This window comes from Salinibaculum salinum (assembly GCF_037645885.1).
Taxonomy (GTDB): Archaea; Halobacteriota; Halobacteria; order Halobacteriales; family Haloarculaceae; genus Salinibaculum; species Salinibaculum salinum.
Genome location: NZ_JBBENW010000008.1, coordinates 1 through 26,616, shown reverse-complemented (window position 1 = coordinate 26,616; position 26,616 = coordinate 1). Strand labels below are relative to the sequence as shown.

Annotated in this window: 22 protein-coding genes; 7 read left to right on the top strand and 15 right to left on the bottom strand. The window is 62.4% G+C overall.

The window, feature by feature from the left end; all coding sequences use genetic code 11:
* Positions 1 to 31: 31 nt before the first annotated feature.
* The 4 genes from WDJ60_RS09815 to WDJ60_RS09800 all read right to left on the bottom strand — a co-directional run bounded on the left by WDJ60_RS09815 (position 32) and on the right by WDJ60_RS09800 (position 4,276).
* On the bottom strand, positions 32 to 694 hold the full coding sequence (locus tag WDJ60_RS09815) for a flavin reductase family protein (RefSeq protein WP_340100208.1): 663 nt from the start codon (positions 692 to 694) through the stop codon (positions 32 to 34).
* 149 nt (positions 695 to 843) lie between these two features.
* A complete protein-coding gene (locus WDJ60_RS09810) occupies positions 844 to 1,359 on the bottom strand; it encodes a CoxG family protein (protein ID WP_340100206.1) in 516 nt (171 codons plus the stop codon).
* A gap of 151 nt (positions 1,360 to 1,510) precedes the next feature.
* Positions 1,511 to 2,626: a hypothetical protein gene (locus WDJ60_RS09805; protein WP_340100205.1), complete on the bottom strand. Its 1,116-nt coding sequence runs from the start codon at positions 2,624 to 2,626 to the stop codon at positions 1,511 to 1,513.
* Positions 2,627 to 2,824: 198 nt separating this feature from the next.
* Positions 2,825 to 4,276: a hypothetical protein gene (locus WDJ60_RS09800; RefSeq protein WP_340100204.1), complete on the bottom strand. Its 1,452-nt coding sequence runs from the start codon at positions 4,274 to 4,276 to the stop codon at positions 2,825 to 2,827.
* Between the two features lie 96 nt (positions 4,277 to 4,372).
* Here WDJ60_RS09800 and WDJ60_RS09795 point away from each other — a divergent pair, with 96 nt between their 5' ends.
* Together WDJ60_RS09795 and WDJ60_RS09790 are read left to right on the top strand one after the other, a co-directional pair.
* On the top strand, positions 4,373 to 5,335 hold the full coding sequence (locus WDJ60_RS09795; RefSeq protein ID WP_340100203.1) for an amidohydrolase family protein: 963 nt from the start codon (positions 4,373 to 4,375) through the stop codon (positions 5,333 to 5,335).
* A 173-nt stretch (positions 5,336 to 5,508) separates the two neighbouring features.
* A complete protein-coding gene (locus tag WDJ60_RS09790; protein ID WP_340100202.1) occupies positions 5,509 to 6,102 on the top strand; it encodes an early set domain-containing protein in 594 nt (197 codons plus the stop codon).
* A gap of 208 nt (positions 6,103 to 6,310) precedes the next feature.
* Here WDJ60_RS09790 and WDJ60_RS09785 read toward each other — a convergent pair whose 3' ends face one another.
* Complete coding sequence (locus WDJ60_RS09785) at positions 6,311 to 7,207, bottom strand: PhzF family phenazine biosynthesis protein (protein ID WP_340100201.1); 897 nt, start codon at positions 7,205 to 7,207, stop codon at positions 6,311 to 6,313.
* Positions 7,208 to 7,275: 68 nt separating this feature from the next.
* Between WDJ60_RS09785 and WDJ60_RS09780 the strand changes: the two genes are divergently transcribed.
* Positions 7,276 to 7,767, top strand: coding sequence for an acyl-CoA thioesterase (locus WDJ60_RS09780; protein WP_340100200.1), 492 nt, complete (start codon positions 7,276 to 7,278; stop codon positions 7,765 to 7,767).
* A 210-nt stretch (positions 7,768 to 7,977) separates the two neighbouring features.
* On the opposite strand, the gene WDJ60_RS09775 is transcribed toward WDJ60_RS09780, so the two are convergent.
* The 3 genes from WDJ60_RS09775 to WDJ60_RS09765 form a co-directional block, all read right to left on the bottom strand.
* Positions 7,978 to 8,121 (bottom strand): hypothetical protein, encoded by a 144-nt coding sequence (locus WDJ60_RS09775; protein WP_340100199.1) that lies wholly within the window; start codon positions 8,119 to 8,121, stop codon positions 7,978 to 7,980.
* 141 nt (positions 8,122 to 8,262) lie between these two features.
* Positions 8,263 to 8,736 (bottom strand): cupin domain-containing protein, encoded by a 474-nt coding sequence (locus tag WDJ60_RS09770; RefSeq protein WP_340100198.1) that lies wholly within the window; start codon positions 8,734 to 8,736, stop codon positions 8,263 to 8,265.
* Between the two features lie 42 nt (positions 8,737 to 8,778).
* Positions 8,779 to 10,200 carry an alpha/beta hydrolase gene (locus tag WDJ60_RS09765; protein ID WP_340100197.1) on the bottom strand — a complete coding sequence of 474 codons (1,422 nt, stop codon included), beginning with the start codon at positions 10,198 to 10,200 and terminating at the stop codon, positions 8,779 to 8,781.
* A gap of 128 nt (positions 10,201 to 10,328) precedes the next feature.
* Between WDJ60_RS09765 and WDJ60_RS09760 the strand changes: the two genes are divergently transcribed.
* Positions 10,329 to 11,282 (top strand): AEC family transporter, encoded by a 954-nt coding sequence (locus tag WDJ60_RS09760; protein WP_340100196.1) that lies wholly within the window; start codon positions 10,329 to 10,331, stop codon positions 11,280 to 11,282.
* A 245-nt stretch (positions 11,283 to 11,527) separates the two neighbouring features.
* Here the strand turns inward: WDJ60_RS09760 and WDJ60_RS09755 are convergent, their stop codons facing one another.
* The 4 genes from WDJ60_RS09755 to WDJ60_RS09740 form a co-directional block, all read right to left on the bottom strand.
* The gene (locus WDJ60_RS09755) at positions 11,528 to 12,436 is read right to left on the bottom strand and encodes a segregation/condensation protein A (RefSeq protein WP_340100195.1); all 909 of its coding nucleotides are present in this window, start codon (positions 12,434 to 12,436) and stop codon (positions 11,528 to 11,530) included.
* A gap of 81 nt (positions 12,437 to 12,517) precedes the next feature.
* Entirely contained in the window at positions 12,518 to 16,105 is a 3,588-nt protein-coding gene (gene smc, locus WDJ60_RS09750; protein ID WP_340100194.1) for a chromosome segregation protein SMC, read from the bottom strand.
* Positions 16,106 to 16,132: 27 nt separating this feature from the next.
* Complete coding sequence (locus tag WDJ60_RS09745; RefSeq protein WP_340100193.1) at positions 16,133 to 16,453, bottom strand: DUF7518 family protein; 321 nt, start codon at positions 16,451 to 16,453, stop codon at positions 16,133 to 16,135.
* A 162-nt stretch (positions 16,454 to 16,615) separates the two neighbouring features.
* Positions 16,616 to 18,244, bottom strand: a complete 1,629-nt coding sequence (locus tag WDJ60_RS09740; protein WP_340100192.1) for a long-chain fatty acid--CoA ligase — start codon at positions 18,242 to 18,244, stop codon at positions 16,616 to 16,618.
* 115 nt (positions 18,245 to 18,359) lie between these two features.
* On the opposite strand from WDJ60_RS09740, the gene gatB reads away from it, so the two are divergent.
* On the top strand, positions 18,360 to 19,838 hold the full coding sequence (gatB, locus tag WDJ60_RS09735; RefSeq protein ID WP_340100191.1) for an Asp-tRNA(Asn)/Glu-tRNA(Gln) amidotransferase subunit GatB: 1,479 nt from the start codon (positions 18,360 to 18,362) through the stop codon (positions 19,836 to 19,838).
* A 27-nt stretch (positions 19,839 to 19,865) separates the two neighbouring features.
* On the opposite strand, the gene WDJ60_RS09730 is transcribed toward gatB, so the two are convergent.
* Positions 19,866 to 20,663, bottom strand: a complete 798-nt coding sequence (locus WDJ60_RS09730) for an arylamine N-acetyltransferase family protein (RefSeq protein ID WP_340100190.1) — start codon at positions 20,661 to 20,663, stop codon at positions 19,866 to 19,868.
* A 66-nt stretch (positions 20,664 to 20,729) separates the two neighbouring features.
* Positions 20,730 to 21,185, bottom strand: coding sequence for a hypothetical protein (locus WDJ60_RS09725; protein ID WP_340100189.1), 456 nt, complete (start codon positions 21,183 to 21,185; stop codon positions 20,730 to 20,732).
* Between the two features lie 237 nt (positions 21,186 to 21,422).
* On the opposite strand from WDJ60_RS09725, the gene WDJ60_RS09720 reads away from it, so the two are divergent.
* Positions 21,423 to 23,903 (top strand): DNA topoisomerase I, encoded by a 2,481-nt coding sequence (locus tag WDJ60_RS09720; RefSeq protein WP_340100188.1) that lies wholly within the window; start codon positions 21,423 to 21,425, stop codon positions 23,901 to 23,903.
* A 45-nt stretch (positions 23,904 to 23,948) separates the two neighbouring features.
* Positions 23,949 to 25,253, top strand: a complete 1,305-nt coding sequence (gene aspS / locus WDJ60_RS09715) for an aspartate--tRNA(Asn) ligase (RefSeq protein WP_340100187.1) — start codon at positions 23,949 to 23,951, stop codon at positions 25,251 to 25,253.
* Between the two features lie 80 nt (positions 25,254 to 25,333).
* Here aspS and WDJ60_RS09710 read toward each other — a convergent pair whose 3' ends face one another.
* Entirely contained in the window at positions 25,334 to 26,077 is a 744-nt protein-coding gene (locus WDJ60_RS09710) for a high-potential iron-sulfur protein (protein WP_340100186.1), read from the bottom strand.
* Positions 26,078 to 26,616 lie beyond the last annotated feature (539 nt).

Below are 26,616 nucleotides of genomic sequence, written 5' to 3'. Positions count from 1 at the left end.
CGCCGCCTGGCCACGGCACTCCGAACGTGTGTTACTCCTCGTATTCTTCTCGGCGGTCCTCGGGGAGTCCCTCGACGACCTGGTCGCCGGGGAACCGCCGGAGGTCCTCGCTGTCGAGTTCGGCGTAGAACCGGGATTTCGTGTGTGTGTCACCCTCCGCCCAGTCACTGCCCATGTACGCGAGGACGTCCTCGTCGAGCGAGAGAAGCCGTCCATCGAGGCCGTCCTCGGTGATATAGGCCTTCTCGACTTTTCCAAAGTAGTAGGTGCAGTTCTCGAACTCGAAGGAATCCATGACCGAGCACTCGATGTTCCCGACGGCGTTTTTCAGGATGGGAACGTCGATCTCCGTGCCCGGTAGCGTCTCGATATCGAGGTGGTCGATCTTGTCGAGGTCGCGCCCGCTTTCCATCCCCGACAGGACGAGTGCGTCTATCATCTCCGAGGAGGGCGCGGCGAGGACGAACTCGCCACTCTCCTCGATGATTTCGTGGGTGTAATCGCTGTGACTGACCGACAGCAGGTACCGGAACGGGTTGTACCCCGCGAGCATGTACCACGACGCCGTCATCAGGTTCGGTCCCTTGTCCTCGCTGTTCGAGACTACGAGCGCCACGACCTTCGGCTTGAAGAGGGCCTTCGAGTCCATCTCGGAAATCTCATCGAACACTGCCGTCGCATCTGGCTGGGTCATATCACCCCCTCCGTCCGCAACTGAAAAATAGTAACCGAAAGTGGCACCGTACAGACTGCCGTGATTATCTTCGAGCCAGGGTGCAGCCTCGGCGTGTCAGCGGGGTTCAGTTCAGCCCCACCCTGCGGTAACGCGTTACACCAGTCCGTTCAGCCCTCAGCTGCCTCGATTCGGTCTTTGACGTTCTCGAAGTAGCTGTTGACGTCCCGGGCGACGATGGGTTTGATAATCCGCGTGTTCAGCGAGGTGATACCACCCGAGAAGGTCACCTCTGCCTTGTAGGTCAACACCGTCCCCGCCCCGTCGTCGTCCATCTCCATGGCCGCGAGTATCTCGAAATCGCTTCCTGTCTTTGCGTCGTAGGCACTGCCGGTCGTGACGATGTACTCGGGAGGGTTCATCTCGACGAACTCCGCTTCGCCCGACAGCGAGACGGTGAACCGGCTTATTCCGCGGGTAATCTCGACCGTGTACTCCCGCTCGGAGACGCGCTCTATCGACTCCGCGCCCGGCACGCAGGCCGTCAGTACCTCCGGGTCCGAAATCACCTCCCACACCTCCGTCTTGGGCGCGTCGAGTTCGACCGTGTCGATAAATTCGAGCGTGCGCTCCCCCTCGTCGGACTGTGTCTCGTCGCCGAGTTGCACGTCGTCCTCCTGGCCCATACTGCGATACAACGAAACCGGAGTAAAAAAGCCCTCCTCTCAGACGGACTGCTGTAATTTGTTACCACTATGGTCGAAGAAGTCGATTCACCTGGGCCGCGAAACCGCCAGTATTCGATAGCCCTGCCGAAAATGGTTCCAACGGTCTGTCTCAGTTGCCGCTGACTTCGATGATGGTGAAGGAGTTACTCGCAATCGTGGCGTCGATGCGGCCCCGCTCGGTCTCTTCGGCCTCGGTGACCTGCACCTCGTAGTTGTAGGTGCCAGGCGCGAGATTTTCGGTCTCGAGGACGCCGTTCCAGCGTGCCGTCGAGTTCTCGTCGTCGGCGAAGTCGTTCCAGGTCAGGCTCACGTCTTCGAACTCGTCGTCCGGGGAGACGACCGTGGCCTCGGAGATGGCTGGACTGTCGGCCTGATTCGTGCCGTCCGGCGTGTACGTCCCATCGGTCCCGACCAGGTAGCCGTTCGTACTGTCGTAGACGCCGATGACGAAGGTGACGTCGAGCTCCTGCGTGAACTGTCGCTCCGGCGCACACGAACCGACGAAGCCGTTAGATTCCTCCGGGGACGGGTGTCCGTTCCAGAACGTCTCGGTCGTCACGACGTAGTTGCGTGGGTCCTCGTACGGGACGACTTCGACGTTGTCGGTCAGCACACCGACCGTCGTGAAATTGCCGTCGGCGCCGGAGACGCTGACGGTGTACTCCATGTTGGCGGAGTCCTGGTCGCTGAGGATGTCCTCGGGGATGTCCCAGCTTCCGATCCACTCGTTGCCCTCTTCGCGCTGAGCCCATTCGTAGTCCGAACTCCAGGACAGGTCGACGGTCTCGCCGTTCATCTCGACGGTGACGCTGTCGAGGTCCTCGTCGGTCAGCTTGTCGCCCGTCGCCGGGTCGTAGATACCGACGTGGAAGACGACGGTCATGCCGGGGACGAAGACGTTCGTCGCTGCACAGCCCGAGATGAACGAGGCCGCACTCGGCGCACCGCCACCGGAGAGCGTCTCCGCAGTCACGACGAAGTTCTCGGGCTGCGGTTGGGGCTCGTCGTCTTCCGGCGTCTCTGTCTGTTCCGGGGCCGTCGTCTCGGTTTCCTCTGGCGTGTCGTCGTCCTCGCCGCCGCCACTACAGCCCGCAAGTACCGTTGCCCACGTTGCCGCGCCCGTCGCCAGCATCCGGCGACGTGACACGCCCAACTTGCGCCCCGAATTGTCATTCTTGTTGACGGAATCCGCACTGGGATTCGCGTCGCTTGTGTTCTGACTCATTGGTCGTTTTGCAAGTTGATGGCATAGTATAAAAACCTCATGCAGTTTTAGCCGGGATCACGTAACTATACTGAATCCACTTCGGTGATAATACAGAGTCACAACCTGTCTCAGACGGCTGCCGATCGGATCGGTGGCTCACTGTCACTCCGGAAATCCAGGTTATTTTTCACCTACCGGCGACGAGTGCGGCGCTACTCACTCGGTTATCTTGAACGCGAAGTGGTAGGCAGGCATCGGGCGCATGGGGTGGTTGTCGATGTAGGACAGGTGGGGGCTGAGTTCGAAGTCGGGTTCGTCCTCCTCGACGTTGAACAGCGAGGGGTAGGCGTCGATGAAGTGCCAGCCCGGCTCCCCGGTCGCGCGCAACACGGGGTTGACGATGCTTGTCTCGTCGTCGCCGCCGGTGCCACACAGATACCCCAGCGGGTGATTGTCGTAGACGAAGTACAGGGAGTTCTCGTAGTTCGTCCAGCCGACGCCGGAGAGTTCGATTTCGATTTCGGTCCCGGCTGGCCCCTCGGTCGGCCCGTACGACACGATGGAGGGTTGCATCACGAACCCCGTCACTGCGACCTCCCGCCCGCCGACCATCGCGGTTATCGGTCGCGTCGAGCCGACGTCGTGGTCGATGGTCGTCTCGACCTGGAACTTGCCGCTGTCGTCGGTTGTGGCCGTCGGCAACACGTCGGGGTACGGGACCGGTTCTATCGTCGGGTCCGGCGCGTTCGACCGGCCCCGGGAGTTGTGGCCCTCGTGGCGGTACCAGATGAGGTCGACTTCGGTGTTCGCGGGGAACCCGCTTCCGGTGATGACTGCGTCCGTCCCGGCCTGCCCACACGTGGGGGTGACGTCGATGCTGGCCCCGCTGTCCTCGTCGACGTCGATGTCGACAAGGTGTTCGCTGATGGGACGCTCCTTGGCAAGCGGGTCCATCCAGGCGGTCTCGGGTTCGGTCTCGGGTTCGGTCACTTCGACGGTCCAGGCAGTCTGTCTGTCACCGGCGACCGCCCGGAACGGTGACTGCCCGTCACGGAGCAGGTACGGAACGCCGCGGTAGCCGTGCCAGACCTGGATGCGATGTTCCCCGGGTGGCCCGACTGCCCGGACTTCAGCGGTCGCAGTCCCGCGGTTCCGGACACTCGTCATGAAGCCGATATGGCCGTTGTCCCAGGCCACCTGGTAGTTCGTCGCCATCACGTCCGGACTGATGCCGTAGCCCCTGAGCAAGAACGCCTCGCCCAGTTCGGCCGTCGTCTCTTCCAGTTCGAACCAGGCGATGATGGTGAACTCGTCGTCCGCGACCGTCCGCCCCGCGCTGTCTTTCACTTCGATTCGGTGTCGGCCGCCGTGGTCCTCTGGAATCGTCCACTCTTCGTCGAACGAGCCCGACTCGTCGGCCTCGACGGTTGCGATGACGTCGGTCCGGGGCCGGAACTGCGTTCCCAGTATCTCGTGGCCCTTGAGAACGCCCCATTTCCCCTCGACCGAGTGCCAGTGAATCTCTAACTGTTCTCCTGCCGGGAAGTTCCGGCCCTTGAACGTGATGGTGTCCCCGACGTACCCCTCCTCGTCGCTCAATACGAGCGTCCCACGGGGGGTGTCGGGCTGTCGTCGCCTGCTGGTCGCGTTGTCCGAATTGTCAGTCATCCTGTCCGGAATCTTATCCCCTTCGGATATATTTATTGTGTCCGTTCTCAGATGTCGGTGGCTGGATATAAGTCCCGAACCGACCTTGGGGTGAGTATGTCGACCGACGGCTCCGTTCCCACCATCGACTTCGCGTGTCACTTCCTCCCGACGGTCGAGGACCGCGCGATTCACGAGAGTATCACACAGAGTGCTGGCGCTCCCATCCACTCGGACCCGGACGCGGCTCTGGATGTCTACCGGAAGACCGGCGTCGACGGCATGGTCCTCTCTGCCCCCCCACACATTGGCTCCGAGAACACAGAGGCGGTCGCACACTCGAACGACGCGCTCGCCGACCTCGTCGCGGCCCACGACCAGTTGTACGGGCTGGCTGCTCTCCCAGTTGCGGCCGGCGGCGACCGTGCGGCCCGCGAGTTCCGGCGGTGTCTCGATGCCGGGTTCAACGGCGGGGCAATCGAGACCGACAGCGACGGCGTCGGCATCACCGACCCCGAACTCGAACCGGTTCTCGAGGTCGCCGACCGGACGGGTGCGCCGCTGCTGGTCCACCCGACACTCTTCGAGTCGCTCGCACCGGGCGTCTATGGCAGGGAACTGGGTCTCAACGCTATCTGGGGCCGAGAGGTCGCACTCGGAGAGAGCATCTGTCGGGCTATCCACGAGGGAGTTCTCGACCGCTATCCTGACCTCACGCTCGTCTATCACCATCTCGGCGGGAACATCGCGAGCATGCTCGGGCGCATCGAACTCCGACTCCGCGAGGAGTTCTGGCCCGGCCTCGACGGGGCGAAACCCTACCCCGAGTTCAGGCGACAACTCGAGGACCGCATCTACGTCGACACCGGTGGCTACGGCGACGACTGCGCCGCAATTCGGCGGACGCTCGATGCGTTCCCCTCCTCGAACGTCCTCTTTGGTACGGACTTCCCCTACGAGGCGCGTACCGCCGAGGGCGTCGAGTCGATTCGCTCGGCCATCGACGACGTCACCTCGATGACCGACGCTGACCGGGTCAGGGGCGGGAACGCCCTCGAGGTGCTGGTCAACGTCGATTGACTACTCCGCTTCTCAAGAAGTCAGGCGGCTCACGAGGCGTCGACGCCGTAGCCGGTGACGATACTGCAACTCTCTCGAATACTCTATGCCACGTTCTGTTTCGAAGTCCTACTGCCGCTGAAATGACAGTCAGGGTTAAGTGCGATGGCTGTTCATACAGAGGTATTCCCACAATGTCTCGAAACGACAGCGAAACAGACGCCGGTGACAGTGCCGACGAGGAGTCGGGGTTCTCACGGCGACGCCTTCTCGCCTCAGGTGCAGCAACCTGGGCGACAGTGAGCGTCGCCGGGTGTAACTACATCACAGACCCTGGGCCACCCGAGGACAATGGTGGCAACGACGACAACGACGATAACGACGATGTACCGACTGGGAACGCGACAGTCACCAACGAGACAACGACAACTGGCGGCTCAGATGGCTCCGACGAAACGACGACGGGAGATGACTGCCAGAGCAAGCAGGAGTTCAGTGCTGGGGAAGAGGTCGCACTCAACGTCGGCGTCTACGAGAGCGACACGGGTGATTTCCTCGGTGCCGACGCTATCAACTCGGTCACCGTCGAGTTCCCCGAATCGGATATCGAGCCGGTGGAGTTGTCGTGGTCTGGCCCCCACGAACAGTATATTCCCGATGGGTGGGGAGGGAAACTCGAAACCATCTCGGACATGGACCCGGGGACGTACCAGTACGAAATCGCTATTGATGGCGACGACGTGTTCGACGAAGAAGAGCGAATCGCCGACCGGATTACTATCGTTTGACGGTTACTGACTGGATTATTATTGTCCGACAGCGAACCTCTGCAGGCACGGCGAATCTATAGTAACAATTGAAACGATTTACATACCGACCGTACCGCACTCGTGCAGTCGTGTGTGCAATGGCTACTATAATTCTACAAGTCTTCTGTATTGGTCAAATCAAGAAATCCGTGTAAGTCGAGACGCGTCCAGTTTCCAGCCGATAGTCTCAAACCTCGATGATGTCGTCGTCCTCGGCTGGCGGGACCGTCACGCTGCCGTCGAGACTGGTGACCGTATGGCCTCCGACCCGGAGGTTGCCGCCAGCCTCGACGTGCACTCGTCCGGGCCGGTCGACGAAATGGCCCTGTTCGACGCTCGTCGCCGCGTCCTCGATACTCCCGCGTTCGAACAGATGCGACACCAGACCGCCGGCCACGGCCGGGAGCACCAGCGTCTCCTGCCCGACGGTTCGACTCCCGACCGACTGTTCCGGCGGAACGAACGCTCGCATGTGACAGGCAGCATCGGCCGCCAGCGTATCGAACGTGAAGCCACAGACGACATCGACAGCAGCGTCGTCTGCGACCGCTGCCAGCGCCGACGCGTCCGGACGCGCACCGCTGAGATGTTCGAGGAAGTTCACCGGCACGGCGAGCGCGTCGATGCCCACCGAGAGCAGCGTCGGCGGGAAGTCAGCGCCCACGTCCCGAACCGCGGCGGGGTCGATGCCAAGCGCGTCGGCCACGCTGGACTCACTGACGTTCGCCGTCGTGGCTGTCGGCGGTGACTGCTCGACCCAGACGCCGCCGTCGCTCGTGACTTCGGTCTCGACGGTCCCCGTTGCCGTCGAGAGCGTGTGACTCCCGACCTCGCGCTCGCCACGCTCGTGCTGGTGGCCGACGGCCGCAATCGTCGCGGCCGGATGATGGTCGAGCAGTCCCGATGGGCCGCTCACTCGGAGATCGTCGCCGTCCGGGAGCGCGACCGTCGTCGCGAACTCTCCTGCGACCGCCGAGACCTGTTCGTCGGCCAGTCCATCGCCGTCGGGAACGACACCGACGGGGGTGCCGCCGGTCGGTTCGGCGGCACACGCGTCCACGAGAAACGCCTGACGTGTTTCCATACCCAGAGACGGGCCGGCGACCCCATGAAACCGTCGGGACTTTCCGGGCAGTGGCCGTCGCTTCCAGTATGACAGCCGACGAGAGGCAGACCGCACGGCTCTCCAAATCACACACCGAGATGACAGAACTGCTGATGCCCGACGACACCAACTTCTTCGGGCGCGCGCTCGGTGGTGCAGTCCTCCACTGGATGGACATCTGTGGCGCAATCGCGTCGATGCGCTTTGCCAACCGACAGTGCGTGACGGCGTCGATGGACCACGTCGATTTCATCTCGCCAATCGAACTCGGCGAGGTCGTCGTCGTACAGGCGTACGTCTTCGACACCGGCCGGACGAGTGTCGACGTGAAAGTCGACGTGATGGCCGAGGAACCCCGGACCGGCGAGTCCCGCGACACCACCTCCTCCTTTCTGACGTTCGTCGCCGTCGACGAGGACGGCACGCCGACGGAAGTCCCCGAACTGGTCTGTGAGAGCGACGCTGAGCGCGAACACCGCGATATCGCCCGCAATCAGCGCCAACAGCAGCTAGAGACGCTGCTCGACAGAATGGAGTAGCGGCCGCAGCGTCACAGCACCGCTCTTCTATCGCAGTACTGGACCCGCGGGTGTCGGGTATCGGTCGGCAGAAAAACCGTGTCGAGGAGTACTCGACAGAATTATTTCGAGGGTACGGATACCCGACGTACACCCTGTCGGGGGAGCCGCAGGCTGGTTCGCGTCGGTGCCGCTCGTGTGTGGTTGGTCGCTGTCATTGGTCCAGTCGAGTTACTCTTCGATCCGGTGGCTCAGGACGATCTCCGCGAGGTCGTCGCGGTCCTGTCCGCCGTCGGTCATGATGTCGTCGTCGGTGTTGATGTTCGGGACCATCGGTGCGCCAGTGTTCTCTGCGTCTGTGTAGTGGGTGTACATTGGTTCTCCGCAACCCTCATGGTCTGTCATGAAGGTTGTACTCGATCCGATGGCCGGGATGTATATAAACATAATGGTCTATCATTCGGGTTGCCGCAAAGAGGTGACGACCGGCCGGTTCGTTGCGCTGCCTGCTGGCGGTTAGTCCCAGTAGTCCACGTCGGCGTCGATCGGGTAGTAGCCGTCGAAGGTCCGTTCGTCGCGGCCACCCGGTGGGGAACCGACGTAGACGCCGAACTTCTCCATCTCCGGGTAGATGGTCACGTCGGGTTCTTCCATCGTCGAGACCGCGAGATATCGGAGCGGGTCGTCGCCGTCGTTGACGACCTGGTGGCCGCCGCTCTCGTCGGCGTGGAACGGAACGAAATCGCCCGCGGTCAGGTCGTGTTCACCGTCGTCGGCCCGCAACGTTCCCTCGCCGGCCAGGACGTAGATGGCCTCCTCGTTTGCGGTATGGTAATGATACGGCCACGAGCGTTTTCCCGGCGGGAGTTCGTAGAGGCTACAACCAAGCTTGTCGCTCCCGGCGGCGTCGCCGAGTTCCTTCCGTCGGAAGGCCGAATCGCCGTGGTCGTACTCGCTCCAGTCGAGGTCAGCTTCGTTGACCCTGGACATACGTCACCGTCACACGGCATCGAAAAAACGGTATCGTCGCGGTCAGCCGTGGGTGGTGACGAATGAGACGATGTCCGCAACGAGTCGCTCTGCGACGTGGCTATCTGGCTCCTGATACTCCTGTGCTGTCTCCTTGCCCGTGCTCTCCTGGAAGTGATGGTTCAGGTCCGGGTACACCTCGATCGTAGCTGTCGACTCCCTCTCCAGTGCCGTCCGCCACCTGTCGAGATCTTCTTCGACGGTGACCTGCCAGTCGCTGCCGCCCTGTGCCACGTAGCGCGGAATCGACAGGTCCTGAACCGTAGCGGTGTGGTCGTACTCCCTGAGGGTCCGGTAGTACTCGTCCCCCCCGTAGTTGTTGACGATCTCGTCGTCGTCGATGTCGAGCGTTCGAATCTTCTCGGCCATCTCCCTGACCTGCTCTAACTGCTGCTGTTCGGCGTCGGTGACCGTCCCGTCGACGTTCGCGAGATGCTCGGTCTGGGCCACGATAGCGTCGGCCATCGGCCGGGCCGGACCGGGCGCGAGCATGACAACACCCGCCAGGTTACCGTCTCGTTTTGCGATGCGGGGGGCCAGCAGCCCGCCGAAACTGTGGCCGGCGACGAACACCGAGTCCACCCCCTCGACGCTCCGGAGGCGGTCGAGTGCCGTCAGCGCGTCGTCGGTCACGATGTCGTCGATAGTTGCGTCCGCTCTGTCGACGTCACAGGCGTACGTCCGCTTGTCGTATCTGAGGACAGCAATTCCACGAGAGGCCAGTCCCCAGGCGATGTCTTTGAACGTCTTGTTCGGGCCAATCGTCTCGTCGCGGTCCTGTGCGCCGTTGCCGTGAACGAGGACGACACCCGGGACTGATTGTCCGTTCTCGGGAACTGTTAGCGTCGCGCCGAGCGAGCAGTCACCGGGCGCGGAAAGCGTGAGTTCTCGCTCGGTAAACGCCGACTGGTCGACATACGTTGGTGGCGTCCACTCCACGGTCTCTGCCGGGACGATACGGAATCCGGTGATGCCCTCAGTCGTGAACACGAAGTTGAACTGTTGGGTCCCGTTCTCGAACCGTGCGCGGACGACGACCACCTCTCCGGCGTCGCCGGTCCCGCGGTGCTCCGTCTCGGTGATTTCCTGTAGTGACCCCTTCTGACCGGCGGTCCCGTTCCACGCCCGTTCGAGCTGGTCGACAGTGATCGCGGCGGCCGTCTGTTCGGTGAACTCATCGTGTGCTGCTTCGAACTTCCCGTCGTCGAGCAGTCGGACGTACTCCTGCGCTCGCTGTTTCAGCGCTTCCGCGTCGGTCGACTGGTCACCGTCCGACTCGTCTGTTGGGGGTTCTGTCGGTGTCGCAGTTCCGTTCGGCGTCTCTGTCGTGGTCACGTCGCCCTCACCGGACTGGCAGCCAGCGAGGAGGCCGCCGGCGGTCAGCGTCGCGACCGACTGGAGGAATCTGCGTCGCGGGGTGTCCATAAGCGATTGATTCCCGGCCACCCACCTAAAACCGGATCGGCGACTGCACACTCGGCAACCGGCTGAAAGATTTATCTGCACTACCGAACTTCGAAGGGATTGTGTAGCCCCGCAGTTTGCCTCAGCGTGTGTCGCTGCTGAGCATCTTCGCGACGGCAATCCTCCCCATCGTCGCCATCGCTGCGGCCGGCTTCGTCCTCGGCCGCCGCCGCGACGTGGCCGCCGGCCCGCTCAACACTGTCACCATCTACGTTCTCGTCCCGGCGCTCGTCTTTCACAGCCTCGCGACCACCGCTCTCAGCGGCGAGACGCTCGCCAGCGTCGCCGTCGGCGTCTTCCTCTTTACCGGCGTGATGGCGCTCCTCTCGGAAGGGAGCGGTCGCATGCTCGGCGAGACAGAACCCATTCTCGGGAGCTTCGTCCTCGTCAGTATCTTCTCGAACGCCGGCAACTACGGTATTCCAGTCTCGGAGTTTGCCTTCGGTGCTGTCGGTCGCTCGACGGCCGTCGTGTTCATCGCCGCCCAGTCGGTCGCGATGTACACCCTCGGCGTCTATCTCGCGGCCCGCGGCGAGGGCGACGACTGGTACTCCGGCATGCGCGCCATCTTCGAGATTCCACTGATATACGTCGTCATCGCCGCTCTCGCCGCACGGTGGCTTGGCGTCGTCCCCGCTGCCGATACGGCGTCGATGGAGACGCTGAAACTCGTCGGTGATTCCTCCATTCCGGTCATGCTTCTCATCCTTGGCATCGAACTCGCCGAAACTGACTACAGCGCCGCCGCGCTCCGCGTCACGCCGGCCGTCACGCTGAAGATGCTCGTCGCGCCGCTGATTGCTGTCGGTATCGCCGCCGTCGTCGGCTTCCAGAACACGACCGTCGCTCGTGTGTTCTTCCTCGAATGCTCGATGCCAGCGGCCGTGACGACGCTCATCCTTACCGGGGAGTTCGCCGGCTCGACGCCCGAAGGTATCGAGGCCACCGAGTACGCGGGCACCGCGATCTTCGTCTCGACCGTCCTCTCCGTGCCGATACTGACCGGTCTCATCGCGCTGCTTCAGTCCGGCGTCGTTCTCTGACCCAGAGCAGTCGCTCTCACCGGGCGAAAATCAAGACAGACAGTGTCGCTACTTTGTTCGGCCGTCGTCGCGGACGTACGTCAGTGCATTCAGGAACGAGTCGACATCTACCCTGTCTTCGGACTCCTCCAGTCGTTCCCGGAGTTTTGTTGGCGTCATGTGTACTGGTACCATACAACATTGTCTGTAATAGTTCTTTCGCTGATCGGAATCGCTCGGTAACAGACGCAGTGACGGGTAACCCGTCAGTCTGCGACAGCTTCGCCGGAGCCAGTCGTCGCGGCGGGGTCCTGAATCCAGAGGTCGCCAAAGAGGTCGTCCTGCTGGAGGCGGACCTGCCCGCGGTGTGAGAGAAAGAGCAGTCCGAGGAACGTCTCGACGCGGGAGCCGCCAGCCCTCTGAATCTCGCGGTAGAGCACTTCGTCGCGGCCCTGCTCGTAGTGTTCGCGCACGGCCGCGTGGACGGACTCGATGATTTCGTCGATGTTCTCGCTGTGGGCGGTGCCGGTCACGTCGGCCTCGGTGGGCTCGTCGTCCATTCGGAGGTCGTCGGCCGACCGGTAGTCCAGTTCCTGTGCGCCTCGCTGGAACCCACTCGACGAGCCATTGGTGTCGTACTCGCGGGACTCCTTCCACCAGTTATCTCGCTCTGCTTCCCGAAGGTCCCGGACGAGTTCGTCCAGCGTCTGTGGCATCCCGCGGGCGCGCTTGCGTTCGAGCCGCCGGTCCATCTCCGCCTCCAGCGTGGCGAAGGGGTCGTGGTCGCCCGCTGGCTCGCCCCCTTCGGCCATCGCCTGCTCCCACGGCTCTGGCTCCGGTTCCTCGTCGTCGTCCGCTTCGAGCATCGCGTCGCTTTTCATCCGCAGCAGGACGCTCGCGTAAAAGAGCGCCCGCCCGGAGGTCTGGAGGTCCGCGTCGTCCAACCGGTCGAGGAACTTGTCGGTCACCGAGACGATGTCGATGTCCCACGGGTCGATTTCGCCGTCCTCTGCCAGCCCGACCAGCACCTCGACTGGCTCGACTTCATCACCGTCGTCATCGCCGCTATTTCCTTCGTGGGTGTCGTCGCCCAGCAGTGCGGCGGCGCTTTCTCTGCCCGATCGGTCTCTGTCCTCGTGACCGCTGATATCGAGCGGGATGTCTTCGTCAGTCATATCGTGCACCTCTCTGACTGGCTTCGCGGGTCGCGTTCGCTCCCCGCTCGTTTCGACGAGAACTCACTTCGTTCGTTCTCGCTAGTCATCAGCCGGCACCTCCATATCGTCTTCGTCGCTATCGCCTGAGAGGTCGATACCGGTTACCGCCGAGACGTTGTCGTCCTGCATCGTGACCCCGATGGCCCGCTCGGAGCGTTCGAGCATCGCCGAGCGGTGAGAGACGACGACGAACTGCGCGTCACCGGCGAGTTCGTCGACCATCTCACCGACCAGATCGGCGTTGGCGGCGTCGAGGAAGGCGTCGACCTCGTCCAGCGCGTAGAACGGCGCGGGGTTGTGCCGCTGGATGGCGAAAATAAAGGCGAGTGCCGTCAGTGATTTCTCGCCGCCGCTCATCGCTTCCAATCGCTGAATCGGTTTGTCGCCGGGCTGGGCTTTCATCGTCAGCCCACCCTCGAACGGATCGTCTTCGTCTTCGAGGTGGAGTCGGCCAGACCCGTTCGAGAGCCGCTCGAAGATGTCCTGGAACTGCTCGTCGATAGCGTTGTACGACTCCATGAACGTCTCCTTCTTCCGGGATTCGTAGGTGGCGATGCGGTCCCGGATGCCCTCTGCCTCTTCGACGAGCGTCTCCTTCTTGTCGAGCAGATCCTCGAGGGCCGCCTGCACCTCGTCGTACTCCTCGATGGCCAGCATGTTCACGGGTTCGAGCGCCTCCATCTCGGCTTCGAGCCTCGTGATTTCGGATTCGACCTCGTCGTGATCGGGAATCTCTTCGGGGTCGAACTCCCCGACTTCGCCGGCGAGCTCGTCGATTTCCCACTCCAGTCGTTCGACTTCCTCGCGTGCCGTCGCGAGTTTGTCCTCGACGCGCTGGACCTTCTCCTTCTGTTCGTCGCGCTCCTGCCGAGCTTCCTCGACATCTTCGCGGAGGTCCTCGCGCTCGGCTTTCAACTCCGCCAGCTCTTCTTCGAGTTCGGCGACGGCGTCCTCTTTCTCGTCGAGACGCTCCTCTTTGGCCTCGATGTCGCCTTGGAGACGCTCGATGCGCTCTGTCGCGTCCGCCTTGCGCTCCTTGGCTGACTCGACCTTGTCCTCTAGGTCCTCGATGGCCTCCTCGGCGTACTCCTTTTCGAGTTCGAGTTCGCTCAGTTCCGAGTCGAGGCTGTCGCGTTTCCGTCCGAGGTCGTCGATATCCTCGCGGATGGATTCGGATTTGGCGGTCAGTTCCGGCAGCTCCGAATCCTCGACTTCGGATTCGAGTTCGGCGATGCGCTCCTCGACGGTCGCTATCGCCTCGTTCTGTTCGGCAATCTTGCCCTCCAGTTCGTCCATCTGCTCGGAGACCGACTCGCGATCGTCCTCGATTTCGGTCAGCTCTGTTTCGAGCCGTTCGATTTTCGACTCCGTCTCCGAGATTTCGGTCTGCGTGCGCTCGATAGTGCTCTGAATCTCGCGGACCTGGTCGCTGGAATCGCTCTGCCTGTCCCGCGCGTCGTCCAGTCGTTCCTCTACGTCCCGGATGTCGCCGCGGATGTCCTGGCGCTCGTCTTCGAGTTCGTTGATGCGCTGGGCGACCCGCTCTAGCTGGCCGTCGCTGCCCTCGAAGGAATAGCGCGACCCTTTCTTCGAACCGCCGGTCATCGCACCGCTCTTCTCGACGAGGTCGCCGTCGAGTGTCACCAGGCGGAAATCGCCCATCAGGTCGCGGGCGGTCTCCATGTCCTCGACGACGACGGTGTCACCGAGCACGTACGAGAAGATGCCCGCGTACTCGCTGTCGAAGTCGACAAGATTATAGGCGAAATCAACCACGCCGCCGTGGCTGGGCAGCGAGGGGAGCGAGCGACTGTGCATCTCCGTCAGCGGGAGAAAGGTCGCCCGGCCCGCGTTGCGGGATTTCAGGTACTCGATACAGCGTTGCCCGACGCCGTCGTCGTCGACGACGACCTGTGCCAGCCGTCCGCCGGCGGCCGTCTCACACGCCGTTGCGTACTCGCCAGAGACGCTACCCAACTGAGCGACGGTCCCGTGGACGCCCTCTTTGCCGGCGTTGAGGATGGTCGTCACCGCGCGGCCGTAGGAGGAGTCGCCCGACTGGTCCGCCTTCGCTTCGAGTTCGGCGTACTCCTGCTGCGCTGCGCTAATCTTGTCTTCGATCGCTTCGAGATCCGACTGGAGTTCGCCTTTCTCGGCTTTGAGGTCCTCGACGACCTCACTGATGGTGTGGTAGTTCTTCTCGGCCTTCTCCAGTTCGGCCTCGAGGTCCGCGATTTCGGCTTCAAGTTCCGGAATCTTCTCCTTGGCATCCTCGATTGCGGCCTCGGTCTCGCGTTGCTCGTTCGAGCGGCGCCGGGCCTCGTCGAGCAGTCGGTCCTGCTCGCGCTGGAGGTCGTTCTTCTCGGATTTTGCCTCCTCCAGTGCTGCCTTCTTTTCCTCCAGTTCGTCTTTGACCTCCTCGAACTCCTCGCCGACTTCGTCTATCTGGGCCTCGACCTCCGCGAGTTCGCTCTCCTTTTGCTGGATGTCAGCCGCAATCGAGGATTTGGCGACTTTCGTGTCCTGAATTTCGCTTTCGAGATCCTCTATTTCCTCCTGCTTGCGGTCGATTTTGACGAAGGCCTGCCGGCGCTCGTTCTCGGCGTCTTCGACCTTCTCTTCTGCGTTTGCAATCTTGTCTTCGAGGCGGGCGATGTCGCCTTTGATCTCCTCGATTTCCCGCTTGATGGCGAGCTGTTCGTCCTCGCCTTTCCGCTCGATTTCCTCGTTGAGCGCTTCGAGCTCGCTTTCGAGGTCCATCACGCACGCCTGACGTTCGTCGAGCTCGGCCTGACGTTCTTCGAGCGTCTCGGTTAGCTCCTCGATTTCGGCCTCGATGTCCGCCAGCTCATCGCGCTTGTCGGCGAGTTCGGCTGCCTTCCGGTAGCCCTCGTACTCTTCCTTTTGGTCTCGCAACTCCTGGTATTCCAGGGCTGTCTCGCGTTCGTCTTCGAGCTGGTCGAGCCGTTCTTCTTTCTCCTCGATACGCAACTCCGCCTCGTCGATGCGGTCCTCGACGACGTCTAGTTCGCCAAAGGCGTCCTCCTTTTTCGCGTCGAACTGCGCCACGCCGGCGATTTCGTCGATAATCTCCCGGCGCGAGCCGGGCGTCATGTTGATAATCTCGGTCACGTCGCCCTGCATCACGACGTTGTACCCCTCGGGGGTGATACCGGCCTGTGCGAGCAGGTCCTGGATGTCGCCGAGGTTGACCGAGCGACCGTTGATGTAGTAGTAGGAGTAGTAGTTCTCCTCGGTCTCCTTGACGCGGCGCTTGATGCCGATTTCGTCCACGTCGCCCACGTCCTCGGTGCCGGCGGCGTTGACGACCTGAGTGCGTTCCAGGGTCCGGTCTTCGTTGTCGAGGATGACCTCGACGCTGGCTTCGCGTTCGCCGTCGAACGACCCGCCGTCGTGATGACCGGGGTTGTAGATGAGGTCGGTCAGCTTCTCGGCGCGAATGCCGGACGTCCGGGCGAGGCCGAGCGCGAACAGCACCGAATCGATGATGTTCGATTTGCCGGAGCCGTTCGGGCCGCTAACGGTGGTGAAATCTTCGTAGAACGGGATTCGAGTCTTCCGGCCGAAACTCTTGAAATTGTCGAGGACGAGCTCTTTGATGTGCATGGGGGTGCTCGCGATAGAGTCCCGGCGTCAGGCCACGATGATGTCAGAGCCGGACTCTTCGGTGTTGTCCTCACCCTCGGAGCCCTCGGTGTTAGATGTGTCGGCCGCGTCCGCCGATTCACCCGGCTCGGGCACTCTGATGTCGTCGCCCGACTCGGACGCCGACCCCGTCTCGGCGGTGTCTGGTTCGGACTCCGATTCGGGGACGAATCCCAGATCGTCGTCGACGGCGCTCTCTAGCTCCCGGAGACGAACTTTGCATTCGACGAGTTCGTCGGTCAGCCCCTCGACCGACGCTTCCAGTTCCTTGACCCGCGATTCGAGTTCCTCGACTCGGTTACCGCACATATGACACACCGTTACACTCCGATTACATAAACGTATGTCAGACAATGGTTCGAAATCGGACACGTGCACGAGACGGGCGGAAACGGGCTGAAAACACGAAAATCTACATTCGCCCCTCTCAGTGGGTGTACTCACTATCTGGAGAAGAAACGAGGGTGTGCCCTATTCGGAGAGGAGCGATTCGTCGGCGTACTCCTCGCGGAGGTCCTTCTTCGAGAACTTCCCGGTCGCGGTTTTCGGCACCGCCTCGATGAAAACGTACTTCTCGGGCTCCCAGAAACTCGGGAATTCGTCGGTGAGCAGGTCGTTCAGTTCCGCTTCGAGCTCGTCGTCGCTAATCGTTGCGCCCTCTCGGCGAACGACGAACCCGACGGGACGCTCCTGATACCGCTCGTGGGGGACGCCGATGACGGCAGCCTCGCTGACGGCGTCGTGGGCCATCATCGCGTTCTCCAGTTCCTGTGAGGATATCCACTCCCCGCCGGACTTGATGACGTCGTCCGCCCGGTCGACGATGTCCATGTAGCCGTCCTCGTCGACGGTGACGATGTCACCAGTACGCAACCAGTCGCCCTCGAAATCTTCCTCGTTCGCTTCGGGTCGCTGGTGGTACTCCGTGGTGACCCACGGCCCGCGAATCAGCAACTCGCCGAAGTCTTCGCCATCCCACTCGATTCGCTCGCCATCGTCACGGACCACCTTGAACTCCAGGCCGGGCAAGACGAGTCCCTGTTTGCCCCGCTTGTCCAGTTGCGTCTCGTAGTCGGCATCCTTGAGCGTTCCTTTCAGCGTCGCCGTCGATCCGATCGGTGAGGTTTCGGTCATCCCCCACGCGTGGACGACGGTCACACCCAGGTCATCGTACGCCCGGATGAGACTTTTCGGGGCCGCTGCACCGCCGATGTATATCTCGTCGAGCGTCGAGAGGTCCACCTCGTTGTCTTCGAGATACTCTAACAGTCCCAGCCACACCGTCGGGACGCCGGCGGTGATGGTCACGCCCTCCTCCTCGATGAGGTGCGCGAGGTCTTCCGGGTCTGGCGAGGGGCCGGGATAGACGTGTTTCGCACCCGCCGCCGCCGTCGCGTAGGGCATCCCCCAGGCGTTGACGTGGAACATCGGGACCACCGGCATCACCGCGTCCGTGTCGGCGATGTTCATTCCCATCGGCGTGAGTTCGGCCATCGTGTGACTCCAGAGCATCTGCTGGGTGTACTCGACGCCTTTCGGCTTGCCGGTCGTCCCGGAGGTGTAACACATCCCGGCAGGGGTCTCGCCGGAGAGTTGCGGCCAGTCGTACTCGGTGTCCTGGCCGTCGACGAACTCGTCGTACGCGACGGCATCCGGTAACCCAGCGTCAGGCACCGCCGAGCCGACGACGACGAACTGTTCGACGCTCTCGAAGGCGTCCTCGTCGTAAGCCCCCGCGACTTTCTCGGCCAGCGATGGGTCGACGAAGATGATGCGGTCCTGTGCGTCCTCGACGATGTACTGGATGTGTTCGTCGGGCAACAGCGGGTTGATCGTGTGTAACTGCGCGCCGGTGTTTGGCGCTGCGAAGTACGTCTCGAAGTGCCGGTCGTGATTCCAGCAGACCGTCGCGACGCGGTCGCCCTCGTCGATACCCGCCTCGTCGAGTGCGTTGGCCAGCCGACCGACCTGGTCGGCATACTCCGCGTAGGTTGTCCGTGTCATTCCCTCGTGTGTGCGCGAGACGATTTCTGTGTCGGGGTACAGGTTCGCCGCACGCCACAGGAACGGTCGCAGTGTCTGGGGTGTCCCTCCTGGCATATCACCCTAGTTGGGCGGAATTCTGATATACGTTCTCACAACACATGCCGGGCACGTTTGTCAGGATTTATCTGGTGCGTCAGGCTTTAGCCACCGCGTGCCGAATCGCGGTGTAATGGCGCAAGTACAGGAACAGGAGGACCTCGCGGTCGTCATCGGGCTGGAGGTCCACGTCCAGCTCGAAACCGCGACGAAAATCTTCTGTGGCTGTTCGACGGCCCCCGCCGACGAGCCCAACACCCGCACCTGCCCGGTCTGTCTCGGTCTCCCCGGCGCGCTTCCGGTGCTCAACGAGGGTGCCGTCGAGGCCGCCGTCAAGGTCGGCAAGGCTATCGACGCGAAGATTCCCGAACGCACACGCTTCCACCGGAAGAACTACTACTACCCCGACCTCCCGAAGAACTTCCAGATTACGCAGTACGACGCCCCTATCTGTCAGTCGGGCGAACTCGAATTCACGGTCGAAGACGACCGGCGCACGGTCGGTATCGAGCGCGCCCACCTGGAAGAGGACCCCGGCAGCCTCCAGCACAAGGGCGGTTCCATCGACACCGCAGATTACACGCTTGTCGACTACAACCGCGCCGGGACGCCCCTGCTGGAAATCGTCACGGAACCCGACTTCCGCTCTGCCGACGAAGTCCGCTCTTTCCTCGCTAAACTCGAAGAGGTCCTCGAATACCTCGGCGTCTTCGACGCCGAACGAGACGGCAGCCTCCGCATCGACGCCAATCTCTCGGTGGTCGACGCCGACGAGGTCGGCGGGGATGGCCATATCGACACCGCAGTGCTCGAATCGGCCAACCGCACCGAGGTCAAGAACATCTCCAGTCACAAGGGCGCAGAGAAGGCCCTGGCCTACGAGGCCCAGCGACAGAAAAACGCCGTCCAGCGCGGCCGCGTCGTCGAACAGGAGACCCGCCACTGGGACGAATCCCGTGGCATTACTGTCTCGATGCGCTCGAAAGAGGAGGAGAAGGACTACCGGTACTTCCGCGAGGCCGACCTCCCGCCACTCGAAGTGGCCGACTGGAAAGCGGAGATTGCGATTCCGGAACTGCCCGACGCTCGCCGCGAGCGCTTCCGCGAGGAGTACGGCCTGAGCGACGAGGCGGCGGACAAACTCACCTCCACGAAACAGGTCGCGGACTTCTTCGAGGACATCGCCAGCGAGTTCGACGCAGATCTCGCGGCGACGTGGGTCGCGGACAACCTGCTCGGCGAACTCAACTACCGGGACATGGAAGTCACCGACGTGACCGACCGTCTCGACGAAATCACACGGCTGGTCGAACTCGTCGCGACCGACGAGATTACCGCCAAGAACGCCCGCGAAACCGTGCTTCGCTCGATGCTCGACGAGGGTGACGACCCCGACACCATCGTCGAGGCGGAGGGACTCGGCAAGACCAGCGGCGACGCGGTCCAGCAGGCTGTCGAGGAAGCTATCGACGAGAACCCCGATGCGGTCGAGGACTTCCACAGCGGCGAGGACGGCGCGCTGAACTTCCTCGTGGGCCAGGTGATGCAGAAAACTGGTGGGAGTGCCGACCCCGGCGACGTGAACCAACTCCTTCGCGACCAACTGTCGTAGCCTTCCGTCAGCCTGACCGAGTGCCGTCTATTCCATCGGTTCAGGGCGCAACCCGAACTCCGTTTCGAGTACGTCGTGCCACTCGTGGGCTGCGACCGGTCGTTCGGTCGTCTCGCCATCGCTGACAGTCAGCGTCTCCCGGGAGAGTTTCTTGTGTCCGTCAGCGGTCGCAATCGAGACGACAGGGGCCCCAGTGAACGGTGACTCCGGTGCACTCGCGAGATACTCGCAGGTCGCCTCGAAGAACGCCAGTTCTCGCGGTCGTTCTCTGAAGACGTACCGGTCGGTCCAGTCGTCGTCGCCGGGCATCCGGAACTGAGTCAGGTAGTCCGCGTCGGGGCGGTCGCTCTCGACGACGCGCCACGTGACGCCCGCCTCGTCGGTCCGCGGGCTCCCGTCCAGTGGGAGTGGCTGGCGCATCGTCGGGACACCCAGTCCGGCGTCGACGAGGTATCGCCGGTCAAGCGTGACGACGTGTGCGTGGTGGTTCGCCGGCGGGCGCGCGTCGCCGTCCTCTCCGAGTACGCGCGCGGCGATTCGGTCGGCCTCGAATCCACCTTCGGCGAGCAACCACCCGAACAGACCGTTGAGTTCGAAACAGTAGCCGCCCCGCTCGTCTTCGACAATTTTCTGGTAGAGGGTTTGCAGCGAGAGCGTCACGCCCTCGCCCGGGTCGCCGGTGAACGGGTCGCCCGTAATCGAGAGGTTCTCGAAGGGAACAGACCGGACGTGCGCACGCTGGATGCGGGCAAGACCCTCGACCGAGTGCTCGCTGAGGGCGTCAGGATTGAGTCCGATCCGGGAGAGATATCGGTCTACGTCCACGCGTTCGTTTTCGTCGCTATCGCAAGTAATCGTTTTCCCGGGTCGTCTTCGCCTCTGCAACGATGCTCAAGAGCCGCCGTCGTCGACGGTCACCAGCAGTACCGCCAGCGCCACGACGGCGACTACTTCGAAGAACAGGCTAGCGAACTCGACCGGGCCGGCGAACAGGTGGTCGAGGAACCACTGGAGACTGACAGACTCCGTTCCAGCACCCTGGCCCAACACCAGTAACGGTCGGTGGCCGGTCAGGTGCCACACGAAGTAGCCAACGGCGTAGCCGGCCATCACGACGATGCCGCCGAGGTAGAACGGCCGCCGATTCTCCCGGTGAGATGCGATGTAGAGGCCGACGAATATCGCGAGCCCGGAGACGACGAACACCGGCCACCGGAAGTCGTTCGGAATGAAAAAGCCGCCCTGTATCCACCGAAGCCACCCTCTGACGCCGAGTGTCAGGTGGACGAGCGCCGCGATGAACACGCTCTGTGCGGCGATAAACTCCAGTAGCCCAGTCCGTTCCATTGCCCGAATCGATGGTCAGCACAGATTTAACAGTCACGTCTCGGCCTCTCACGTTTCTCGGTCCTCCACTTGGCCAGTACAGACCAACGTGTGGTGTCCCGAGTGCGCTCGCGCGTGCGCCCGCGAGTCGCCAGCGCATGCGCGCCCGCACACCCGCGCTGTCTGTCGATTAGCCGAAACGTTTTAGAACTGGTCCGAGCGTAGGAGACCGTAGATGCTCCCCAGAGGTGACCAGCCGTGGACCTGATAATCACGGAGAAGGAGAACGCTGCCCGCCGTATCGCGGAGATTCTCAGCGAAGGGACTGCCGACGCCGAACGCCGCAACGGCGTCAACGTCTACCGCTGGGGCGACAAACGCGTCGTCGGTCTCTCGGGCCACGTTGTCGGTGTCGACTTCCCCTCCGAGTACGCCAACTGGCGCGACGTGGAACCCGTCGAACTCATCGACGCCGACGTGCAAAAATCGCCCACGAAAGAAAATATCGTCGCGACGCTCCGGACGCTCGCCCGAAAGGCTGACGAAGCAACCATCGCGACAGACTACGACCGCGAGGGCGAACTCATCGGGAAGGAGGCCTACGAACTCATCCGCGAGGAGATGGACGGCCCGATCAAGCGGGTACGTTTCTCCTCGATTACGGAAAACGAGGTCCAGGAGGCTTTCGCCAACCCCGACGACCTCGATTTCGACCTGGCTGCGGCCGGCGAAGCCCGACAGATTATCGACCTCGTGTGGGGAGCGGCACTCACCCGATTTCTCTCGCTGTCGGCGCGCCAACTTGGTGACGATTTCATCTCCGTCGGACGCGTGCAGTCCCCGACGCTGAAGCTCATCGTCGACCGCGAGCGCGAAATCCAGGCGTTCAACCCCGAAGACTACTGGGAGCTGTTTGCGGACCTCCAAAAGGACGGGCAGGGATTCGAAGCGCAGTACTTCTACGACGACGACGGCAGCGAGGCCGAACGCGTCTGGGACGAGAACGAGGCCAAACGCGTCTCCGAGCAGTTGCGGTCGGCCGACGCCGCGACGGTTTCCTCGGTCCGCCGCCGAACCCGGACTGATACGCCGCCGACGCCGTTCAACACGACCGCGTTCATCAGCGCCGCCAGTTCGCTGGGCTACTCCGCCCAGCGGGCGATGTCTATCGCCGAAGACCTCTACACCGCCGGCTATCTCACCTACCCCAGGACCGACAACACGGTCTACCCGGAGGACCTCGAACCCGATTCGTTGCTCGATGCCTTCGTGGGGAGCAGCGAGTTCGGCGAGGACGCCGAGACCCTGCTCGAACTGGATGACATCGAACCGACCGCTGGCGACGAGGAGACGACCGACCACCCGCCGATTCACCCGACCGGCGAACTGCCGCCGCGCGGCGAACTCGGCGACGGCGAGTGGGAGATCTACGAACTGGTCGTCCGGCGCTTTTTTGCGACGGTCGCAGAGGCCGCGACGTGGGAACACCTCCGTGTGGTCGCGGACGTCGGCGACTGTCAGCTCAAGGCCAACGGCAAGCGACTGGTCGACGCCGGCTACCACGCCGTCTACCCCTACGCCAGCACCAGCGAGAACCACGTTCCGGATGTCGAGGAGGGCGAACCGCTCGCCCTGACCGAGGTCCGACTCGAAGACAAACAGACCCAGCCACCCCGTCGCTACGGCCAGTCCCGGCTCATCAAGAAGATGGAGGAGTTGGGACTGGGAACGAAGGCGACCCGACACAACATCATCGAGAAGCTCTACGACCGCGGCTACATCGAGAGCGACCCGCCGCGACCGACCGCGCTGGCGGAGGCCGTCGTCGAGGCTGCCGAATCCTTTGCCGAGCACGTCGTCAGCGACGAGATGACCGCCCAACTGGAGGCGGACATGGCCGCCATCGCCGACGGCGAGGCGACACTCGACGACGTGACCGACGAGTCACGAGAGATGTTAGAGCGGGTCTTCGAGGAACTCCGCGAGTCCAGTGAAGACATCGGCGACCATCTCCAGGAATCGCTGAAAGCCGACCGCCGACTCGGCCCCTGTCCTGAGTGTGGCGACGACCTGCTCGTCCGGCGCAGTCGGCAGGGGTCGTATTTCGTCGGCTGTGACGGCTTCCCCGAATGCCGTTACACGCTGCCGCTGCCCAACACCGGCGAACCGCTCGTCCTCGATGAAACCTGCGAGGACCACGAGATGAACCACGTGAAGATGCTCGCCGGCCGCGATACGTTCGTCCATGGCTGTCCCCGCTGCAAGGCCGAGGAGGCCGACGACAGTGAGGACCGCGTTATCGGGGACTGTCCAGAATGCGGCGAGACGCATGGTGGGGAACTGGCTATCAAACAGCTCCGCTCCGGTTCGCGACTGGTCGGCTGTACCCGCTATCCCGACTGTGACTACTCGCTGCCCCTTCCCCGCCGGGGGGAAATCGAGGTGACCGACGACTTTTGCGAGGAACACGACCTGCCCGAACTCGTCGTCCACAGCGGCGACGAGCCGTGGGAACTGGGCTGTCCCATCTGCAACTACCACGAGTATCAGGCCGAACAGGCGGTCGAGGACCTCGAAGATCTCGATGGACTGGGCGCGAAAACCGCCGAGAAACTCGCCGACGCCGGCGTCGAGTCGCTGGCAGACCTCGATAGTGCGGATGCAGAAGCGGTCGCGACGGCCGTTCAGGGTGTCTCTGTCGACCAGCTCCGCGAGTGGCAGGCGCAGGTCTCGGCCTGATGGCGAAAGACTGTGCTTAAGTCCGGGCCACCAGAACAGGGCGGCATGGACGACCGCACTTACACGGCGGACGCAGCACCCGGTGACACCGTCACCGTCGCCGGCTGGGTCCACGAGATTCGCGACCTGGGTGGTATCGCCTTCCTTATCCTCCGGGACACCACCGGCAAGATTCAGGTCAAGTTCGAGAAAGACGAGATGGACGACGACCTCGTCGAGACGGCTCTAGACGTTCACCGCGAGAGCGTCATCACCGTCTCCGGTGACGTCGAGAAAGAAGAGCGCGCCCCCACCGGCGTCGAGATTACGCCCGAGACGATCGAGGTCATCGCCGAGGCTGACCCGGAACTGCCACTGGACCCGTCCGGAAAGGTCGACGCAGAACTCTCGACGCGACTGGACAACCGCACGCTCGACCTCCGGAAAGACGAAGTGAAAGCCATCTTCGAGATTCGCGCCGAGACGCTTCGCGCCGTCCGCGAGCACTTCCGCTCGGTCGGCAGCACGGAGATCAACACGCCGAAAATCGTCGCGACCGGGACCGAAGGCGGGACCGAACTGTTCCCCATCACCTACTTCGGCGAAGAGGCGTTCATGAACCAGAGCCCGCAGCTGTTCAAGCAGCTGATGGTCGGCTCCGGACTGGAGCGGGTCTTCGAAATCGGCCCAATCTTCCGCGCCGAGGAGCACAACACGCCCCGCCACCTCAACGAGGCCACCAGCATCGACTTCGAATCGGCGTTTATCGACCACACCGAAGCGATGGACGTCTGTGAGGGCGTCGTTCGCGCTGCCTACGAAGGTGTCGCCGAGAACTGCGCCGACGAACTCGAAACGCTCGGCCTCGCCGAGGAGTTCGAGCTTCCCGAGACGGACTTCCCGCGCCTGTCCTACGAGGAGGCCATCGAGCGCATCAACGCCACGGGCGAACTCGACGAACAGCTCGTCTGGGGTGACGACCTCTCGACGGAAGCCGAACGCGCACTCGGCGAGGAGGTCGGCAGCCACTACTTCATCACCGACTGGCCCAGCGAAATCAAGCCCTTCTACATCAAGGACCACGACGACGACGAGCAACTGTCGACGGGCTTCGACATGATGCACCCGCGCCTGGAACTCGTCTCTGGTGGCCAGCGTGAACACCGTCACGAGCGCCTCATCGAGGGATTCGAACAACAGGGGCTCGAACCGGAAGCCTTCGAGTACTACACCAAGATGTTCAAATACGGCATGCCACCCCACGCCGGCTGGGGACTGGGTGCCGAACGTCTCGTCATGACGATGCTCGGGCTGGAGAACATCCGTGAAGCCGTTCTCTTCCCGCGGGATCGACAGCGTCTCTCTCCGTAGCGTCACCCACTGAGTGGGTGGCCGTCGACATCGCCGGTCTCTCTTCTATTACTTTCATTCACGAAGCTCTGTCGCGTCGGTCAGGCTTCACTGACGTGCTCCCAGATGTTACACCAGTCTTCGGCAGCGATGTATCCCTCCACTTTTGCACAGGCTCCCCAGGTGTCACCGTTCTTGTCGGGAATGAACTCGGCGCAGGTCCCACAGGACTCTCCTGGGTCTGCGTCGCCATCGGCAATCGCTTCGACTGACTCTGTGAGGTTCACATCCTCCTGTGCCACGATATTCTCGGGGTCGCGCGCCTCGTCGGCCTGTGAGTCGGCTGTCCGATACTCTTCGGGTACCTCGGCGGTCGCAAGTTCGTCCTCTGTCATTCCGTCGGGAACCGAAGGTTCTGGCAACACTTCGTAGATGACACACCAGTCGGCCCGGTCGATGTACCCTTCGACCTCGGAACAGGCTCCGAACCCGTCACCGTTCTGGTCGATGATGTAGTCAGCACAGTTCCCACAGGACCGGCCCGGCTGGTGTGCGGAGTTCTCTTCTGCCTCGTCGTACTCGGAGAAAGTGACTTCCTCTTTCGTGCTCAGGTCGTCCGGGTTCCGCTCTTCGCCACCCAGCGACATCGCGCGCATGTAGGCCTCCGGTACCGGCCCAGTTTCGAACTCCTCTTCGGAGACTCCCTCTGGAAGTTCCTCTTCCTCATCATCCATCCCATCTCCCGCACCGTCTTCCGTGTCGTCTTGCTCTTCCTCGGTCCCGTCATCATCGCTAGTACAGCCAGCGAGACCGAGTAACGCGGCACTGCTGGTCAGCTGTATCATTCGACGCCTGGTTCTCTCGATCCGACGTTGATTTGACATCTGTACCCTAGTAATTTCGGTTCTAAGCGATTAAACCAACTCCTCATTGCCACTGTCTGACAATCACAGCCAACGTCCAGTTGCTGTTCTCCGTCCCCGCTCTTCGACCAGAAGTACTGCGGAGAAACAATTCTTCTGTCCGTCTCGTCGCTGAGTGCGTTGAAGACCGGTTCAGTTTGCGGATGATACACGGACGTACCGGATAGGGCTCGGAATAATGGTGCTCCTGTTAGTGGTCTTTTGTTGTTTCACAGACTCTTCCCTGGTTACGGGAAATTCGAGGCGAAAGCCTCGGCCCTTCAGGGCTGTCTCTTACCCATAACTCAGCATCAGCGCATTAATTCAACGTGAATAGATACGAGACAAAGAAATTAATCAGATCTCGGTCATTATCTAGCGAAAACCAAAGTGATCTCGGTGAGGTTGTTTGACAAAATTGAGAGAACTGGTGACTACCGCCGCTTTCCGCTGAATGAGCCGCGAGAGCGCGCTCATTCAGC